The following is an 18,377-nucleotide window of genomic DNA, read 5'->3' on the forward strand; positions in this document are numbered from 1 at the left end:
GGCGGCGCCGCGGCCGGCCGTGTCTCGCGGCCGCGCAGCGGGGCCACGATGGCGTCGAACAGGTCGCATTCGCGCGGCGGTTTGATGAGCTGGAAGGCGACGCCGGCTTCACGCCGCTGCACGCCATCGGCGGCGTTGCGCTCGGTACTCAGCAGCACCAGGCGCGGCGGCGCCAGCGTGGTGTCGGCGCGGATGGCGGCTGCCAGCGCCAGGCCCGAGGTGCGGGGCTGTTCCATGTCGAGCAGCACCACGTCGAAGGCGCGGCCGTTCGCTGCCGCCTGCCGCAGCACGGGCAGCGTGTCGGTGGCGCTGGCGTAGGCGCAGGTGATGCGCCAGGCCGCCAGTTGCCGCTCCAGCGCGGCGCGGCTGGCGGGATGTTGATCGACAATCAAAGCGCGGATTCCCTGTGTTGCGGTGGATGGATCGTCGATATCGACGCGGCGTTTGTCGAAATTTACGGCAAACCAAAAGATTGAACCTTGAGTTAGCGCATGTTCGACGCCTATCGCGCCGCCCATCAGCTCCACCAGCTGTTTCGAGATCGCCAGGCCCAGCCCGGTGCCGCCGTGCTTGCGGGTGGTGGTGCCGTCGGCCTGCGAGAACGAATCGAAGATGCGCGCGCGCGCCTCGGCCGAGACGCCGATGCCGGTGTCGTGCACCTCGAAGCGCAGGCCGACCGATTGCGCATCCTCGCGCGCCACCATCACCCTGACGGTGATCTGGCCGGCGTCGGTGAATTTGATGGCGTTGCCGAGCAGGTTGAAGATCACCTGGCGCAGGCGGTTGGGATCGCCGCAGACGCCGAGCGGGATGTTGTAGGCGATGTCGAGCTCCAGCCGCAATCCCTTGGCCTGGGCCTGCGGCGAGAACACGTTGTCGATGTCGTCGAGCAGGTCGCGGAAATTGAAGTGGATGTATTCCACCGTCAGCTTGCCGGCTTCGATCTTGGAGAAATCCAGGATGTCGTTGATGATCACCAGCAGATGCTCGCCGGAGCGCTTGACCATGCTGGTGTAGTGGCGCTGCTGCTCGCTCAGGCGCGTGGCCAGCAGCAGCTCCGTCATGCCGAGCACGCCGTTCATCGGCGTGCGGATCTCGTGGCTCATGGTGGCGAGGAAGGCGCTCTTGGCCTGGCTGGCGGCTTCGGCGGCGTTCTTGGCTTTTTCCAGTTGCTCGGTGCGCACACTGACCTGGCGTTCCAGCTGGTCGCGGTACTCGGCCAGCGCGGCGTCGCGGCCTTCGACTTGCGCCAGCATGTCGTTGAAGCTGTCGATCAGCGCGCCCAGCTCGTCGCTGCGCTGGTGGGCGATGCGCGGCGTGGCGTGGCCGCGGCTGACCTGCTGCGCCGCCGCGATCAGCTGGCTGACCGGCTCGGCGATGCTGCCCTTGAAGCGCGCCGCCGTCAGCAGCGCCATCATGAATGACAGCGCGGCGGCGGCGATGGCGGCGCCGAGGTTTTTCAGGATGTCCAGCCACATGCGCAGTTGCGAGCTTTCCACCATCACCACGCCGATGGCGTCGTCGTCCTGGCGCAGCACGCGGTAGACGCGCAGGGCGGGCGCCCACGGCGGGCCGCTGCGTTCGGTGGTGACGTCGGTGGCGATGACCGGTGCGTTCAGTTCGTCCGGTCCGTTCTGGCCCTGCGGCAGGCGCGGCGTGGTGTAGCGCGCCAGCAGCTTGCCGGCGCTGTCGTAGAGCGCCGCTTGCAGGATGTCCTGTTCGACCGCCAGCGTGGCCAGCGTCTGGCTGGCCTGGCGGCGGTCGGCGTACAGCAGCGCGGTCTTGCTGTTGCTGCCGATGACGCCCGCCAGCGAAGACAGCTGCTGGCGCGCATCCTCGCTGTGACTGAGCACCGAGGTGGCGGCAAACGCGACGAACACCAGCAGCAACGCGCTGCCGGTGGACAACACGGACATGATCGTGAGCTTCTGGCTCAGACCGGAGCGTTCAAAGTTGAACATTGCATTCTCCCATCCGTTGATTCCAATAAGAAAAATATATGGATCAGGCAGGCTCGGCATTGATTTTTATCTAAGACTGCACGTTTGCGCTTGCTCAAACGATGGTCGATTAAACGTTGCAAGCTGCTAGCATGGAACGCAAAAAAATCTTGTTCGTGGCCGAGGCGGTGACGCTGGCGCATGTGGGCCGTCCGCTGGCGCTGGCGCAAACGCTGGACCGGCAACACTACGACGTGCACTTCGCCTGCGCGCCGGGGTATGACATGTTTTTTAAAGGCAGCGAGGTCACCAGTTGGGTCTTGAACAGCATCTCCAGCGCGCGCTTCCTGGCGGCGCTGGCGGCAGGCAAGCCGGTATATGACGCGGCCACCTTGTCGCGGTACGTGGCGGACGATCTGCGGCTGTTGCAGGCGTTGAAGCCGGATGTGGTGATTGGCGATTTCCGCCTGTCGCTGTCGGTCAGCGCGCGGGTGGCGCAGGTGCCGTATGTGGGCTTGATCAACGCCTACTGGAGTCCGTATGTGGAACAGCATTACCAGGTGCCGGCGATCGCGCTGTCACGCGTGCTGCCGGTTGTGCTGGCTGACCGGCTGTTCAACCTGGTGCGGCCGTTGGCGTTTGCCTTGCACAGCCGGCCGTTGAACCGCGTGCGGCGCGACCACCACCTGCCGTCGCTGGGGCGTGATCTGCGGCGTATCTACACCGATGCGGATTACGTGTTGTATTCGGATATTCCGGAGATGTTTCCGGCGCATGAGTTGCCGCTGTCGCATTCCTATCTTGGGCCGGTGACGTGGTCGCCGCCGACGGAACTGCCGTCGTGGTGGGACAGCTTGCCGGTTGCGCGGGACATCGTCTACGTGACGCTGGGCAGTTCGGGGCAGGGCGCTTTGCTGCCGCAGGTGTTACAGGCGCTGGCGCCGTTGCCATTGACGGTGATTGCCGCCACCGCCGGCAATGTCGATGCCGGGCTGTTGCCGGATAATGCCAGGGTGGCCAGCTATCTGCCGGGTGAGCAGGCGGCGCAGCGGTCGCGGCTGGTGATTTGCAATGGCGGCAGTCCGACCAGCCAGCAGGCGCTGGCGGCCGGGGTGCCGGTGCTGGGCATCGCGGGCAATCTGGATCAGTATTTGAATATGGATGGGGTGGTGCGTACCGGCGCCGGTTCCTTGCTGCGTTCAGATCGGCTATCGGAAGAAAGCTTGCGCGCGACGGCGTTGCAGTTGCTGACGCGCCCCGAACCACGCGCCGCCGCAGGCCGTGTCGCGCAGCAGTTCCAGCGCTACAACGCGGGGGCGCGGCTGGCGTATCTGTTGGCGCAAATAGCAGGGCCTTGAAGCTGACGGCACCTGCGCAACCCGCACACCGCTGCGGCCAGGGGCCGGCCCATGGGCCGGCGGGGCGCAGCCCCTATCCCTGACCCTGGGTCAGACCCTTTCGTCAGGGGTAAAAAAAAGCGGACCGCAGGGTCCGCTATTAACCCGCTGCTGCTGCGGTCAGGACTGCACCTTGCGGCGCGTGCCCAGCGCGAGACCCGCAAAGCCCAATCCGATCAGTGCCAGCGTGGCAGGCTCCGGAATGGTGGCGAAGCTCTGCGACGAGTCCACCTTCAGGAATGGCACTGTGGTGGGGGTAGAACCATCCCACATCATGGTTGGAGTGAAGAACGACGGCACATTGGTGGTGCCGGTAAATTTGTCGATGAAGATCGAACCAGTCACCACGTCCAGATACAGCGGGTCCACATAGTCGATCATGAAGCGCGAATCGAACGAGCCGGTGCCGACAGCGCCGGAAGCGCTGAAGCTCGCCTCATTGAATACCAGATGGCCCGACAGGATCAGCACACCATCGCCATCCACGCCGCCAGCGCCGCACCCCGCCGAGGTCACGCCTTCGCCATAGCAGCGCACGGTGTTGGCGCCGTTGCCCGGCACGGCTTTGCTGCCGTCGGTGATGTTGTCCAGGTAGATCGCCATGTTCTGCACGCCGGCGTGCAGCGGATCGACGTCCATCGCGGCCGACTGGGTGGGCGGCAAACCGAAGTTGACGGTGGTTGCCGTTTGCGCGGTGACCAGCTCCTGGAAGCGCACCACTTTGCTGATTTCAAAAGTGCTGTTGAGTCCGGCTGGTGTGACGATGGCCGGGATATTGCTGTTGGACATAGTGCCAACCACCATCTGCGAACGCAGTTCGGTCAGGTAAGGGGCGCCGGCGCCAGGGCCGACGATGTTGCCGGGGATGAAGCCAGTCGCCAGGCCGGTATCGGTGACATTGGTCCACAGGTCAGCGTAGGTGCTATAGGTACCGGTGCCGGTAGGGTCCAGGCCCAGCGTAGGGCCGGCGCTGGCGGTCAGCGGCGCCGCCAGCGCGGCTGCCAGCATGGCGACGGCCAGCGCGGGTTGGTAGGTTTTCATGTGTGCTCCTCGAAAAGGGCCACGGGGATCGAGGCCGTATCGCTGAAAGAGCAAAACCCTTGCCAGTGCTGGTGATTCCTGTGAAATCAAACACTTGCGCGCGCCGTTGGCGCGGTGGCGCCGGCAAGTGTAAAAAAATCCGTCAGGCCTGGCCGGGCGCGGCCTTGAGGCGACGCGCCGGAATGCCGCCCCAGATTTCGCCGGCGGCAATCTGCGTGTCCTTGGTGACCACCGCGCCGGTCGAGACGATGGCGTTGTCGCCGATTTGCACGCCGGCCATCACCACCGCTTTGGCGCCGATGGTGACGGTGTTGCCGATGTGGACCGCCTTCAGTTCCAGCTTCGGCCCTTCGATCACATGCGCGAAAATCACCGCGTCGTGGCCGATGATGGTGTTGCTGCCGATGTGCGTCAGCGGCGGATCGAGCAGCGCGCCGGCGCTGTAGGTGTTGGCGCCCAGCCGGGCGCCCAGCGCCAGGTAAATCAGCCGCTGGATCGGCACCGGAATGAAGTGGGTGCGGATCAGCGAATTGAACAACAGCAGGTAGAACAGGATGTTGACGTTGGCCACCAGTTCATGACGCGAATGCTCGGCCACTTCGCCTTCGCGCAACGGCAGCGCCAGCAGGAACAAACGGTAGACCAGAAACGCATACAGGTAGAGCAGCACGACAGCGGCCAGCACCAGCGTGACGCCGCGAAAGTCACCGAGCGGCAAGCGGTCGACCACCAGCGCGGTGGTGCCGATGGCCAGCAGCAGGATCAGCATCAGCAGCCACAGGAACACCGCCACCTGGCAGAACTTGATGGCGCGCATCAGCGGCCTCCATTGCCCGGCACCAGCAGTTCGCGCAGCGGACGCCGCAAGGAGCGCGCCGACGCCGGCTCGCCGGCGCCGATGCGGCCCATGAACACCGCCGCGTCCCAGTCCTGCTGGCCGACCAGGGCCGCGCCTTGACGCGACAATTCCGCCGCGCGCTCCTGCATGCCCGGCGTGCTGGAGAAGATACGCCCCTCGCGCACGTAGCGCGAGAAGATCAGCGGCGTCATCTCCGGCTGCATCTGCAAGCCAAGCGAGGTGGCGGTCAGCCAGAAGCGCTGCATGGCGCGGCCGGCGGCGACATAGTCGTCGATGCGTTGCGGCCTGGGCGATGCGGTCAGCACGAAATGCGCGGCGCAGGCCAGCGATGGAATCAGGTCCATCTGCAGGCGCGGCGCCAGCGTGCCGGCCAGCCAGGTGTTGAAGAAATGTACGCGGTTCCAGTCCTGCATCACCCAGCGCATCAGTTTGGTCGTCATGCCGTCCGCGCCCAGCGCCTGGTCGGGAATGCGGTCCTCGCTGTAACAGGCGTTCCACTCGATGATGGACTTGTGCACGCGGTGCGCTTCCGGCATGGTCAGGCGCAGCTTGGCGTTGCGGAACATCAGGCGCGCGGCGGCCATGCGCCGGCTGCCTTCCAGCCAGCGGACCTGGTAGCCCTCCGGCAGCGCGGCGGCCAGCGTGGCTTTTTCCACCACCGTCAGCGGCCGGCGGCTGAGGGCGCGGCGCTGCACCGCGCGCGGCAGGATGGCGTCGGCCAGCGGATCGGCCTCCATGCCCGGCGCGGGCAGCAATTCGATGCTGAAGGTGGGGCGGTTGTCGGGCGTGTCGGTGTGGCGCATGCTGCGCAGCGTCAGACCGAAGGTGCTGGCGGCGATGGCCATGGTTTCCAGCAGCGCGCCAAGCGAGATCTGGCTCGGATGGCCGTCGAGGTCGTAGACGCAGTGGTCGCGCGTGTCGTGGCCGTGCACCACCAGCCGGCGCTCGTCGAGGATTTCGAAGCGCCATGGCTGCGTGTTGTCGCCGCTCGGCGCCCAGCGCGCCAGTTCGAGGATTTGTTCCAGCGTCGTGTCCAGCTGCTGCATCGTGTTCATGTGCTCTCTCCGGGCCGGCGCCGCTTGGCCAGCATCATCGCCAGCCGTTGCAGCGGATGGCGGTTGCCGCCGGGACGCCAGGTGCGCACCAGCTTGTTACGAAAGGCGTCGAACTGGTAGCCGCGCGGGGCCGCCAGCACGTCGCCGCGTTGCAGCAGGATCTTCAGCGCCTCGGTGGCGGCCGCGCCCGCGCACAGCTCGCAGCCCATGATGGTAGACGGGCCGCGCTGTTCCTGCAAATTGATGGCCGACGGATCGACCAGGTAGCCGCCATGCAGCCCGGCCGGCGCCAGCCCGACCAGGAAGCGCAGGGCTTTTTCCATGTCCGGCTTGTCGCCCCAGCCGAAGTATTCCTCGAACGTCATGTGGCCGGGCAGGAAGTTCATCACGGCCGTGCCCATGCCCAGCGGCGCCGCCGTCACGGCTGGAATGCCGAGCCGGGCGCAGGCGGCAAAGGTGGCCTGCCGCGCGCCGAAGGCGAAGAAATCCAGACCGTCGACGTACAAGTCTACACCGTCGAAAAACCGGGCCAGATTGTCCTGGTTGACGCCGTCGGGGAAGCGCACCAGCTTGAGTTCCGGATTGATGTCGAGCGCCAGTTCGGCCAGCACGTCGACCTTGGGCTGGCCCAGCGACGACATGGTGGCGCCGACCTGGCGGTTGAAGTTGGCGATGTCGAAGGTGTCGAAATCGGCGATATGGAAAGCGCCGATGCCCAGCCGCGCCAGTGTCAGCAAATGCACGCCGCCGACGCCGCCCATGCCGGCGATGGCAATGCGCTTGGTACGCAGCGTCGCCTGTTCGGCCGGCGTGACCCAGCCGATGTTGCGCGCAAAAGCCTGTTGGTAGTTGAATTGATGTGTCATGCGTCTCCCGTTTTATGGGGTTGGACGCATGGGCACGTAAAAAGTTCCGCAGAGGATGAAAAAAAACCGGCTCACTGGGAGCCGGTCTTCATCAGCAGCAACCGCCGCGCTTGCCTGCGCCGCCGTAGCGGGCTTCCTGGCGTTCGCGGAAGAATTCCTCATACGTCATGTACGGCTCGCCCGGATGGGTGGTTTCCCGGTGCGTGACGTAGACGTCGTAGTCAGGCAGGCCCATCATCAGGCGCATGCTTTGCCCGAGGTAGCGGCCGGCCTTGGCGATTTCGCCCAGCATCATTGCACCTTGGCGGTGGACAGGATCATCGGGCTTTCGTTGGCGGTCGGCTTGCTGTTGGCGCGCGCCGCCATCACGGTGCGGGCGCCGAAGATCAGCACGCTCAACACCACGATCACGAAGAAGCCGGCCAGCGAGGCGTCCAGGTAATCGTTGAAGATCACCTGCTGCATCTGCGTGATCGACTTGGCCGGGGCCAGGATCTTGCCTTCATCGAGCGCCGCCTGGTACTTGGCGGCGTGGGCCAGGAAGCCGACTTTCGGATTGGCGTCGAAGATCTTCTGCCAGCCGGCGGTCAGCGTGCACAGCAGCAGCCAGATGGTCGGCACGATGGTGACCCAGGCGTACTGGCCGCGCTTCATCTTGTACAGCACGCAGGTGCCGAGGATCAGCGCGATGGCGGCCAGCATCTGGTTGGCGATGCCGAACAGCGGCCACAGCGTGTTGATGCCGCCCAGCGGATCGACCACGCCCTGGTACAGGAAGTAGCCCCAGGCCGCCACGCACAGGCCGGTGGCGATCAGGTTGGCGAAGGTGTTCTCGGTTTTCTTCATGGCCGGCACGAAGGCGCCCAGCAGATCCTGCAGCATGAAGCGGCCGGCGCGGGTGCCGGCATCGACCGCGGTGAGGATGAACAGCGCCTCGAACAGGATGGCGAAGTGATACCAGAAGGCCATCATCTCTTTCCCGCCCAGTACGCCGGACAGGATGTGGGCCATGCCCACCGCCAGCGTCGGCGCGCCGCCGGCACGCGAAATGATGCTGTGCTCGCCAACATCCTTGGCGGTCTGCACCAGCATTTCCGGCGTGATGAAGAAGCCCATCTGCGACACCGCATGTGCGGCGGACTCGGCCGTGGTACCCAGCAGCGCGGCCGGCGAGTTCATGGCGAAGTAGACGCCCGGGTCAATGGTCGAAGCGGCGACCAGCGCCATGACGGCGACGAACGATTCCATCAGCATGGCGCCGTAGCCGATGAAGCGGGCGTGGGTTTCGTTCTCGATCATCTTCGGCGTGGTGCCGGACGAAATCAGCGCGTGGAAGCCGGACACGGCGCCGCAGGCGATGGTGATGAACAGGAAGGGGAACAGCGAACCCGACCATACCGGACCGGTGCCGTCGATGAACTTGGTGAAGGCCGGCATCTGCAGATGCGGCGCCACCACCAGGATGCCCAGCGCCAGGCCGACGATGGTGCCGATCTTCAGGAAGGTCGACAGGTAGTCGCGCGGCGCCAGCAGCAGCCACACCGGCAGCACCGATGCGACGAAGCCGTAGCCGATCAGCATCCAGGTCAGCTCGGTGCCGGTGAAGGTGAACATCGGCGCCAGGGCCGGATTTTCCTGCACATACTGGCCGCCGAAGATGGCGCCCATCAGCAGGATGAAGCCGATGATCGACACCTCGCCGATGCGGCCGACGCGGATGAAGCGGGTGTACACGCCCATGAACAGCGCGATCGGGATCGTCGCCATCACGGTGAAGCTGCCCCATGGCGAGCCGGTCAGGGCTTTCACCACGATCAGCGCCAGCACCGCCAGGATGATGACCATGATCATGAAGGTGCCCAGCAGCGCGATGTTGCCGGGAATCGGGCCCAGCTCGGACTTGATCAGGTCGCCCAGCGAGCGGCCGTCGCGGCGCATCGAAATGAACAGCACGATGAAGTCCTGCACCGCGCCGGCAAACACGACGCCGGCCAGGATCCACAGCATGCCGGGCAGGTAGCCCATCTGCGCGGCCAGCACCGGGCCGACCAGCGGACCGGCGCCGGCGATCGCGGCGAAGTGGTGGCCGAACAGCACGTACTTATTGGTCGGCACGTGGTCGAGGCCATCGTTGAGTTTGTTGGCCGGCGTCATGCGGCGGGCGTCGAGGCCCAGCACTTTGTCGGCGATATACAGGCTGTAGAAACGGTAGGCGATCAAATAGACGCAGACCGCGGCGATGACGATCCAGATCGCGCTGATCGATTCGCCGCGGTGCAGGGCGACCACGCCCAGCGCCGACGCGCCGGCCAAGGCCAGCGCAGCCCAGCCGAGCTTGCTGGCCAGGGTGTTCGGTAAGGTGTTCATGCTTCCTCCAAGGTTCTCTTTTTTACCTCCGGGGTCAGGTCCCCCATTTCTACACGGTCTCTGCCGTAGCGCACTACGGCAGAGACCGTGTAGAAATGGGGGACCTGACCCCGGAGTTACTTATGATCAGTATTCAGGATTGTGATATCAGCCGCAAGCGCAGCACTACGCATGGCTGGTGCGTACAACTACGTAGGATGGCGGGCGCGCGGCAGCGTAAAATCGCGGCTACAAGAAGAGAGGGAGGCGCGGCGTATGAAGTTGCGGCAAAAAGTGATTTTCCTGGCCATCACGCCGCTGATCCTGGCGCTGTGCGCGATCGCGCTGGCGGTCCGGCACCAGTCCGTGCTGCTGGCCCAGCAGCAGCGCGACACCATCCAGCACGCTTACCTGAGCAGCAAGGAGGCCGAACTGAAGCACTACGTGGCGCTGGCCTCGCATTCGATTTCGCACCTGTACGAATCCGGCCGCGACGACGAGGCCACGCGCCAGGAGGCGATGCGCATCCTGGCGTCGCTCAGTTACGGCGACGACGGCTATTTCTTCCTGTACGACATGCAGGGCAACACGCTGATGCATCCACGCCAGCCGGAGCTGGTCGGCCAGAACCTGTTCGGGCTGCGCGACGAGAACGGCCAGCTGACCATCCAGAACCTGATCCAGCGCGCCCGCGCCGGCGGCGGACTGGAGCGGTATATGTGGGTCAAGCCGTCCACCCATAAACCGGTGGCCAAGCTGGGCTATGTGATCGCCATGCCGAAGTGGGGCTGGATGATGGGCACCGGCATCTATCTCGACGACGTCGACCAGGCGCTGGCGCAGATCGACGTCCAGCAGTCCGGCAACATCCACAACACCATGCTGTGGATCGCCGGCATCGCGATCGCCGCCGCCGTGGCCGTGGCCAGCTCCGGCCTGGCGCTCAACATCAGCGAGCTGCGCGTGGCCGACGCCAAGCTCAAGGTGCTGGCGCAGCGCGTGGTGGAGTCCCAGGAGGAAGAGCGGGCGCGGCTGTCGCGCGACCTGCACGACGGCATCAGCCAGTGGCTGGTGTCGATCAAGCTGCAGATCGAGGCCGGCATGATCCGGCTGTCCTCCGGCAAACCGGAGCAGCAGCAGGCGGCGCAGGCGGTGTTCGAGCACGCCGCCGACCAGCTCAGCAACGTGATGGCCGAGGTGCGCCGCATCTCGCACAACCTGCGGCCGGCCATCCTGGACGACATCGGCCTGGCCGCCGCCCTCCACCATCTGGGGCAGGAGTACACCCATAGCAGCGGCACTCCGGTACACTTCGAAGCATCCGGCTGCACCGACGCCTTGCCGGACGTCGCCAACACCGTGCTGTTCCGGCTGGCGCAGGAGGCGCTGACCAATATCGAGCGCCACGCCGGCGCCAGCCGCATCGACATCACGCTGGCCGGCGAGGCGCTTGGCGTCACGCTGCGCATCCGCGACGACGGCCATGGCTTCGACGCCGAAGGCATCGCCCTGCATCCGCAGCGCGGCATCGGCTTGCGCAATATGATGGAGCGGATGGACGCCATCGGCGGCCGCTTCGAGATCCGTTCCTCGACCGACGGGACCGTGGTAACGGCCTATGCCGCCAACAACAGTGAAATGCTATGACGAAGACAATCAAAATCCTGCTGGTCGACGACCACCCCCTGGTGCGCGACGGCCTGCGCGCGCGGCTGGAAGCCATGCCGCAGTTTGAAGTGGTGGCCGAGGCCGGCGGCGCGGCCGAGGCGCTGGAACAGGCCGCGCGCCATCCGGCCGACCTGGTGCTGATGGACATCAATATGCGCGGCACCAACGGCATCGAGGCCACCGCCCAGTTCAAGCAGGCCTTCCCGCAGATCGCCGTGCTGATCCTGTCGATGCACGACAAGCTGGAATACGTGTCGCAGGCGATCCAGGCCGGCGCGCGCGGCTATGTGCTCAAGGACGCGCCCGGCAAGGACATCGTGGTCGCCATCGAAACCGTGATGTCCGGCGGCATCTATTACAGCGCCGCGCTGGCGCGCCAGCTGGCGCAGCCGCAGAACCAGGACAACCAGCTGACCTCGCGCGAGCACGAGGTGCTGCGCCACATCGCCCACGGCGAGTCGAACAAGCAGATCGCCCGCGCGCTCGACCTGAGCGTGCGCACGGTGGAAACCCACCGCCTCAACATCAAGCGCAAGCTCGGCATCGAAGGGCAGGCCGAACTGATCCGCTTCGCGGTGCAAAACGCCCAGTAAAGTGTGGGGAAAAGCCGACGGCGCACGTCGATAGTATTAAGCAAGTTTCAACAGAACGTGTTTGTACAGCAATATCTGATATATTTCTGCACCGATCGCTGAAATATTGCTATTGTGTAAAATATTACGTTTGGCGCGCCAGATTGGTCTTATACTGGTCGTATTGATAACTGCACTGCTCTGCTTCTGGTATATGGTTGCCATAAGTTAAGTGTTGCACTAAGATGGCGCGCATAACCCTTATGAGATATTGATGTCTGCGCCTGAAATCAGCCTGTTTCCACTGGTGGAATTACAAGCAGTATCCAACGCTCATAACGAGTGGGTGGCACTGATTTTTGAGCTCGCGCCTGACGCGGGCGACCCTTTCCAGGCAACACTGACCCTGCTGAAAACGCCGGACGTGTTTGCCGCCCTGGCGCCGCTGGAGTGCATCCTGCCCGTGCCGCAACCGCATCTGCTCGAACAGTCCCAGCTGGAAGACCTGCCGCCCAACCGCATCATCCTGCGCGTACCGTCCGGCGCCTGCGGCGACGCGGCGGTGCAGCGCAAGCTGGCCAACTATGCCGAAGCGGGCTACCGCATCATGGTGGAAGGCGTGGCCGAAGGCTCGGCCGCCACCATGTGCAGCGCCCGCGCGCTGATGGTGGACGCGTCGCTGACGCTGCCGCCGGTGCTGGCGCTGGTGGCCCAGCCCGGTCCGCACCTGGCGACCGGCATGGGCAGCGAAGAGCGCATCGCCGACTGCGCCAAGGCCGGCTTCAGCTGGTTTACCGGCGACTTCGCCCGGCATCCCTCGCAGGACAGCAACATCGGCGACGGCACCTCGCGCAAGCGCCTGCTGGCGCTGCTGGGCCTGCTGGCGCGCGACGCCGACTCGCGCGAGCTCGAAGTGCTGCTGAAGCAGGACCCGGCGCTGGCTTATCACTTATTGAAACTGGTGAACTCGGCGGCTTTTGCGCTCAGTTCGCCGATCCACAGCTTCGGCCAGGCCATCAACGTGCTGGGCCGCCGACAGTTGCAGCGCTGGCTGCAACTGCTGCTGTACGCGCGCCAGCAGGACGACGGCCTGGCCAATCCGCTGTTGCCGCTGGCGGCGGTGCGGGCCTCGATGATGGAAGGCCTGGCCAAGCAGCTGGGCTGGGACCGCGACCAGCAGGACATGGCCTTCGTGGCCGGCGTGTTCTCGCTGCTGGACGTGCTGCTGGCGATGCCGATGACCGAAATCGTCGCCGCCCTCAGCCTCGACCTCGACGTGGTGATGGCGCTGCTGGACCGCGCCGGCCCGCTGGGCGACCTGCTCAAGCTGGTGGAGCAGCCAAACGGCGCCGACCTGGAACAGGCCGGCATCTCCCGCGAAACCTATTGGGAAGCGCAGTTGCAGGCTTACCACTGGGCGATTCAGGTGAGCAGGAACATCTAACCCATGCTCGCGCAAACCGGCTCCGATTTCCTGACCAACAGCGCGGCGCTATGCGACGCGGTGTTGCGCTTGCGCGGCACCGCACTGAGCGAGGAACTGGGGCGCATCGTGCGCGCCGTGCTCAACAGTCCGCTGGGCGAATACCTGCCGGCCGACTCCGCCTCGCTGCTGCTGCGTGCGCCGCTTGAAGCGGTACAGGCCGCCAACGACGACGCCGTGCCCAGCCTGAGCCAGGACATCTACTTCGACCAGCATTATTTCGGCCGTTTCGTGGTGTCCGGCCGCGCCGACTACAGCGCGCAGGACCGCCAGCACCTGGCCAGCCTGGCCAGCCTGGCGGCCAGCGTGCTGCAGGTGCACTCGGTGGCGCAGCGCACCACCCACGCCTACGTGCAGGTGGAAGCGCAACTGCAGCACCAGGCGCAGATCCTCGACCAGATTCACGAGTCGGTGCTGACGATGGACATGAACGGCTTCATCATCAGCTGGAACAAGGGCGCCGAACGGCTGTTCGGCTACACCTCGGTGGAAGCGGTGGGGCGCAACATCCTGTTCCTCTACGATGACGAAGACATCGGCTTCCACGACGACTTCCTGGAATCGGGCGGGCGCCTGATGGAGGTGCGCCGCAAAAAGAAGAACGGCGAGGTGTTCTGGGCCAGCCTGTCGCTGTCGCCGCTGTGCGACATCCACGACCGCTCGATCGGCCTGATCGCCTACCTGACCGACATCACCGAACGCAAGACCGCCGAGGAACGCATCCACCACCTGGCCTATTACGACGCGCTGACCGGGCTGCCGAACCGCACCCTGCTGACCAAGCTGGTCGACCAGGCGCTGATGGTCGCGCAGCGCAACAAGGCGCACGGCTGCGTGCTGTTCATCGACCTCAACCGTTTTAAACTGATCAACGACACGCTGGGCCGCAACATCGGCGACGCGCTGCTGGTGGAAGTGGCGCACCGCTTCCGCTCGGTGCTGCGCGACCAGGACCTGGTGGCGCGGCTGGGCGGCGACGAATTCGCTGTCGGCCTGTTCGACATTGGCCAGCACTTCGAAGCGAGCATGGTGGCGCAAAAGCTGCTGGCCACGCTGAACGCGCCGATGCTGATCGACGGTCACGACCTGCGCGTCGGCGGCAGCATCGGCATCAGCGTCTACCCGCAGGACGGCGCCGACGCCGAAACCCTGTTGCGGCTGGCCGACATCGCCATGTACCGCGCCAAGCAGGAGGGCGGGGCGGACGGCGACCACGTGGCCTTCTACAGCCAGGACATGAACCAGGGCATGCAGGAACGCATGCGCATCGAAACCGGCCTGCGCAACGCGCTCGGCAACGGCGAACTGCTGCTGCACTACCAGCCCAAGTACTCCATCCAAGACGGCAAGATCATCGGCGCCGAAGCGCTGGTGCGCTGGCGCCATCCGGTGCGCGGCCTGGTGCCGCCGTCCGAGTTTATTCCGCTGGCGGAAGCAACCGGACTGGTGGTGCAGGTCGGCGAATGGGTGCTGGAAACGGCCTGCGCGCAGGCGCAGGTGTGGAAGGATGCCGGCCTGCCGCCGATCCGCCTGGCGGTGAATGTTTCGGCGCGCGAATTCACGGCGGCCTTGCCGGGGCGCGTCAGCGAGACGCTGAAGCGCTACGGGCTGGAACCGTCGTGGCTAGAGCTGGAAATCACCGAAAGCACGCTGATGCACAACATCGACCGCGTGATCGGCATCATGGACCGCATCACGGCCATGGGCGTGACCTTGTCGCTGGACGATTTCGGCACCGGCTATTCATCGCTGTCCTACCTGAAGCGCTTCCCGATCGACACCTTGAAGATCGACCGCTCGTTCACCATCGGCATTCCATCCGATACCAACGACTGCGCGATCGCCAACACCATCATCAGCATCGCCCAGCAGCTCAAGCACAAAGTGATTGCCGAAGGCGTGGAGACGGTGGAGCAGTTGGCGTTCCTGAAGAATTCCGGCTGTGACGAAGTGCAGGGCTACCTGTTCTCCAAGCCGCTGGAAGCGGACGCCTTCGAACGCGCGCTGAGGGAAAATTGGCTGCCAGATAGCGCCTACCGTGCGGCCTAGGTGGTTTTGGCTGTAGAAATCTGTATAATGCTGCACACTTAGGAAGCGTGGCCGAGTGGTTGAAGGCAGCAGTCTTGAAAACTGCCGACGGTTTGCGCCGTTCGTGAGTTCGAATCTCACCGCTTCCGCCAAGAAACAAAATAACCGCCCACGAGGCGGTTTTTTGTTTCTTGGCGGAAGCGAGCAGGGTGCCTGCGCACCCTGCGTGTGAGATTCGAAGGGCATGGCCCTACCGGGCCATCCCGCTCCGAATCGCCCAACTGCTGGGCGCCCAGCGCCCAGCCCCGCGCGCCGAGGGCGTGCGTTTCCCACCTAATATTCATTCGCCAATAGCTCAGTCCGTGTAGAAATGAGGGACCTGACCCCATGTTCGTGACCCCATGTTCGCCATGTTCGTGACCCGATGTTCGTGTGACCCCATGTTCGCCATGTTCGTGTTCGTGCATGACTGTTCGTGCATTTGGTATCTCCGAAAGTAGAGGGTAAACCAAGTGCGCCCGGCGGTGATTGAGCCCGATCTATAGCGCTACGCGAGGCATACCTTCGGCGTAACTTCTAAGAAATGTTCAACGCGTTCATAGGGAAACTGCTGCATCATTAGTTCTAGTTGCTAAATTGCATATATTGAAGATATCGAGTAATGTTATACAGTCAACTTCATGAGGATGCAATTATGGCACAAACTGTTCCGCAAATTTCGCTAGGTATAGTGCACGGCAATCATTCAGAAGTTGAGGTTGCTCTATCTGAATTCACCGAGCAAAAAATCGGTCGATCAAACGTTTTTGGGTTGGCTGGACCGAACGATTTGGTGCAGATCATTGCTGATATCCCAGGGTGGAAGATTATCGGCGGAGCTGTAGCTACGGTCTATTTTAAAGCGCTAATCGGTGAGATCGCGAAGGACCACTGGAAAGAATACGGCCCTAAAATAAAGGAGGTACCGGCAGCACTGCAAGCTAAATTTGTTCGGTTGGCCAATGCTCTTAAGAGGGAGAGCGATAACGAATGGCCTGTTTCGATAGGGCTGACCGAACCAGTGTTTTGCATGCACGACAGAAGTGACCGCGTATCGCTTCATGATTTATCGCCGGAGGAGCTGGCTCGCAACCTCTTTATTTTTTCGCACTGCGCGCAGCCCGTCTCTGAGTGGCTATCTGGGGTCTATGCTGTTCAAAAACAAAAATACGAGGTTTCAGTAACTATGCAAATCACAGGGCGCATTCCAGGAGAGTCGCTTGGAACACTCATAGTGGAGTTGCACCCGGCGAGGGATATAGACCTGCGCAATTATGGAGGCGTGTCCAGACGTGTTTACGATCAGTATGGAAAAATCATAGAAGAAACGCGTGTTAGCTGATCCAGTATCGGATGTGTGTGCCTAACATTTACACGAACTTGCAGGGCAGACGCCATTATCGTGCAAGCAATTCGAGCAAGAATGTCATCTTCATGCCAGTGCGGTCCTCATAGGCCGCATGATTGCTCATTTAATGCGGGGTCGATTCCGCCGCCTGAAGACGAGGCCACGGTGGCCGGTGGGCGTGGTATTTTGGATGTGGGTGCGAAAGTAGGTACGAATTGTGGTGCTGACCTTGAAGCCAGCATGGATGGTAGTGGTGTGCATTACACCGCTTGCGCCAAAAAAATGCAAAAGCCGCCCATTGGGCGGTTTTTGCATTTTTGGACGGAAACGGTGAGTTCGATGGGGGCATCTAGCGCCGAAGTTCGCGTGTTCTTTTCCATTTATTAAAATCATTCCGATAATAAAAAATAGAATGAAAATTTCTAATAAAAAGTTCTATTCTCTTTAATAAAAAATTCTCTGAAATAAGATTGGCTTTGCCATTTTCTCATTAATGGTAAGAATCTCCACGTTCAAAAAATACTTCCTTCGCCTACTCTCCGTAAGGCTACTTCTTTAACGTCCGTTTTCCTCCCTGATGGCATGTTGCTTGCTGTACTGCGCGTGAATTAATAACAAAGTTAAACCGCGTATTTGTCCAAGACGGTTTCACGCCAGAGCACGTAAGAAAGCACCAGCTGTTTGATCCGGCACGATGTATTGATCTCTTTCGTGCGAATTCCTGTTTTGCCGGATTAAACAAGGCTGGATTGAAGCAACATCAGAAGGAGTAGAAATGAATTTGTTGAAGCAAGTCCTTATTAAATTGGCAGTCGTCGCCGGCTTGGCGGCGATCATGCCGGCCTACGCGGCTGACACGCCCACACTCGGTACGGACAAAGACCTGGTGCTCAGGGGCGATGCCAGGTGCACGCAATGCCACGACGAGAGCGACAGCCCGAAACTGCTCTCCATCGGCAAAACCAAGCACGGCACCAAGGCCGATGGCCGGACGCCGACCTGCACCAGCTGCCACGGCGCCAGCGATGAGCATGTGAACAACAAAGGCGGCAGTTCCAACCGTCCGAAGCCGAGTGTGGTCTTCGGCGAAAAAACCAAAACCCCCGCCAGCGAACGCAATGCCGCCTGTCTGGCCTGCCATAGCGGCAGCAACCGCATGTTCTGGCCCGGCAGCATCCACGACCAGCAGGCGGTGGCCTGCACTTCCTGCCACCAGATCCACACGGCGCACGACAAGGTGCGCGACCGCGTCACCCAGCAGGAAAAATGCTTTACCTGCCACAAGGATAAGCGGGCCGAAGTCAATCGCCCATCGCGTCACGCCGTCAAGGAAGGCAAGGTCACCTGCTCCGATTGCCACAACCCGCATGGCTCGGCCGGCACCAAGCTGATGGTGCGCGACACCGTGGTCGACACCTGCTACACCTGCCACGCCGACAAGCGCGGCCCCTTCCTCTGGAGCCACCAGCCGGTCAACGAGGATTGCAGCATCTGCCATAACCCGCATGGCTCGACCACGCCGAAGATGCTCAAGCAACGCATGCCGTTCCTCTGCCAGGAATGCCATGAGCCTGGCTCCCATCAAGGCCTGGCCGCGTCGGTGGACCCGAAAGCGCCGCTGATTCAGCGCGAAGCCACGGGCGGGCGGTCCTGTGTGAACTGCCACACCACCATCCACGGTGGCAACAGCCCCGCGAACAGCAGCATGGTTCGCTCGTTGACGCACTAAAGGACC

General features: G+C 63.1%; 14 protein-coding genes and 1 tRNA gene. 8 read left to right on the forward strand and 7 right to left on the reverse strand.

Annotated features, from left to right (window positions below; translation table 11 throughout):
* Positions 1-1,961 (reverse strand): hybrid sensor histidine kinase/response regulator (locus GJ695_RS22265; protein ID WP_154368638.1); only part of this gene is annotated, 1,961 nt, incomplete at its 3' end.
* A gap of 131 nt (positions 1,962-2,092) precedes the next feature.
* On the opposite strand from GJ695_RS22265, the gene GJ695_RS22270 reads away from it, so the two are divergent.
* Complete coding sequence (locus GJ695_RS22270; protein WP_154368640.1) at positions 2,093-3,298, forward strand: glycosyltransferase; 1,206 nt, start codon at positions 2,093-2,095, stop codon at positions 3,296-3,298.
* Positions 3,299-3,457: 159 nt separating this feature from the next.
* Here the strand turns inward: GJ695_RS22270 and GJ695_RS22275 are convergent, their stop codons facing one another.
* The 6 genes from GJ695_RS22275 to GJ695_RS22300 form a co-directional block, all read right to left on the reverse strand.
* Positions 3,458-4,378: a PEP-CTERM sorting domain-containing protein gene (locus tag GJ695_RS22275; protein ID WP_154368642.1), complete on the reverse strand. Its 921-nt coding sequence runs from the start codon at positions 4,376-4,378 to the stop codon at positions 3,458-3,460.
* Between the two features lie 142 nt (positions 4,379-4,520).
* Positions 4,521-5,195 carry an acyltransferase gene (locus GJ695_RS22280; RefSeq protein WP_154368644.1) on the reverse strand — a complete coding sequence of 225 codons (675 nt, stop codon included), beginning with the start codon at positions 5,193-5,195 and terminating at the stop codon, positions 4,521-4,523.
* Entirely contained in the window at positions 5,195-6,292 is a 1,098-nt protein-coding gene (locus GJ695_RS22285) for a nitroreductase family protein (RefSeq protein WP_154368646.1), read from the reverse strand. The genes GJ695_RS22280 and GJ695_RS22285 overlap by 1 nt, the downstream gene beginning before the upstream one ends.
* On the reverse strand, positions 6,289-7,158 hold the full coding sequence (locus GJ695_RS22290; RefSeq protein WP_154368648.1) for a ThiF family adenylyltransferase: 870 nt from the start codon (positions 7,156-7,158) through the stop codon (positions 6,289-6,291). Before GJ695_RS22290 ends, GJ695_RS22285 begins: the two co-directional genes overlap by 4 nt.
* A gap of 91 nt (positions 7,159-7,249) precedes the next feature.
* Positions 7,250-7,450, reverse strand: a complete 201-nt coding sequence (locus GJ695_RS22295; RefSeq protein ID WP_154360081.1) for a YbdD/YjiX family protein — start codon at positions 7,448-7,450, stop codon at positions 7,250-7,252.
* The gene (locus GJ695_RS22300) at positions 7,450-9,525 is read right to left on the reverse strand and encodes a carbon starvation CstA family protein (RefSeq protein WP_154368650.1); all 2,076 of its coding nucleotides are present in this window, start codon (positions 9,523-9,525) and stop codon (positions 7,450-7,452) included. The genes GJ695_RS22295 and GJ695_RS22300 overlap by 1 nt, the downstream gene beginning before the upstream one ends.
* 255 nt (positions 9,526-9,780) lie before the next feature.
* Between GJ695_RS22300 and GJ695_RS22305 the strand changes: the two genes are divergently transcribed.
* The 7 genes from GJ695_RS22305 to GJ695_RS22335 all read left to right on the forward strand — a co-directional run bounded on the left by GJ695_RS22305 (position 9,781) and on the right by GJ695_RS22335 (position 18,371).
* Positions 9,781-11,151, forward strand: a complete 1,371-nt coding sequence (locus GJ695_RS22305; protein WP_154368653.1) for a cache domain-containing protein — start codon at positions 9,781-9,783, stop codon at positions 11,149-11,151.
* Complete coding sequence (locus GJ695_RS22310) at positions 11,148-11,765, forward strand: response regulator (RefSeq protein ID WP_154368655.1); 618 nt, start codon at positions 11,148-11,150, stop codon at positions 11,763-11,765. Before GJ695_RS22305 ends, GJ695_RS22310 begins: the two co-directional genes overlap by 4 nt.
* A gap of 253 nt (positions 11,766-12,018) precedes the next feature.
* A complete protein-coding gene (locus GJ695_RS22315) occupies positions 12,019-13,188 on the forward strand; it encodes an EAL and HDOD domain-containing protein (protein ID WP_154368657.1) in 1,170 nt (389 codons plus the stop codon).
* Positions 13,189-13,191: 3 nt separating this feature from the next.
* Positions 13,192-15,276, forward strand: a complete 2,085-nt coding sequence (locus tag GJ695_RS22320; protein ID WP_154368659.1) for a putative bifunctional diguanylate cyclase/phosphodiesterase — start codon at positions 13,192-13,194, stop codon at positions 15,274-15,276.
* Between the two features lie 41 nt (positions 15,277-15,317).
* Positions 15,318-15,407 (forward strand) — tRNA-Ser (locus GJ695_RS22325).
* Positions 15,408-15,949: 542 nt separating this feature from the next.
* Positions 15,950-16,636, forward strand: coding sequence for a hypothetical protein (locus GJ695_RS22330; protein WP_154368661.1), 687 nt, complete (start codon positions 15,950-15,952; stop codon positions 16,634-16,636).
* Positions 16,637-17,417: 781 nt separating this feature from the next.
* Positions 17,418-18,371 carry a DmsE family decaheme c-type cytochrome gene (locus GJ695_RS22335; RefSeq protein WP_154368663.1) on the forward strand — a complete coding sequence of 318 codons (954 nt, stop codon included), beginning with the start codon at positions 17,418-17,420 and terminating at the stop codon, positions 18,369-18,371.
* Positions 18,372-18,377 lie beyond the last annotated feature (6 nt).

Origin of the sequence: Duganella alba (genome assembly GCF_009674495.1) — a bacterium.
GTDB lineage: Bacteria > Pseudomonadota > Gammaproteobacteria > Burkholderiales > Burkholderiaceae_D > Rugamonas > Rugamonas alba.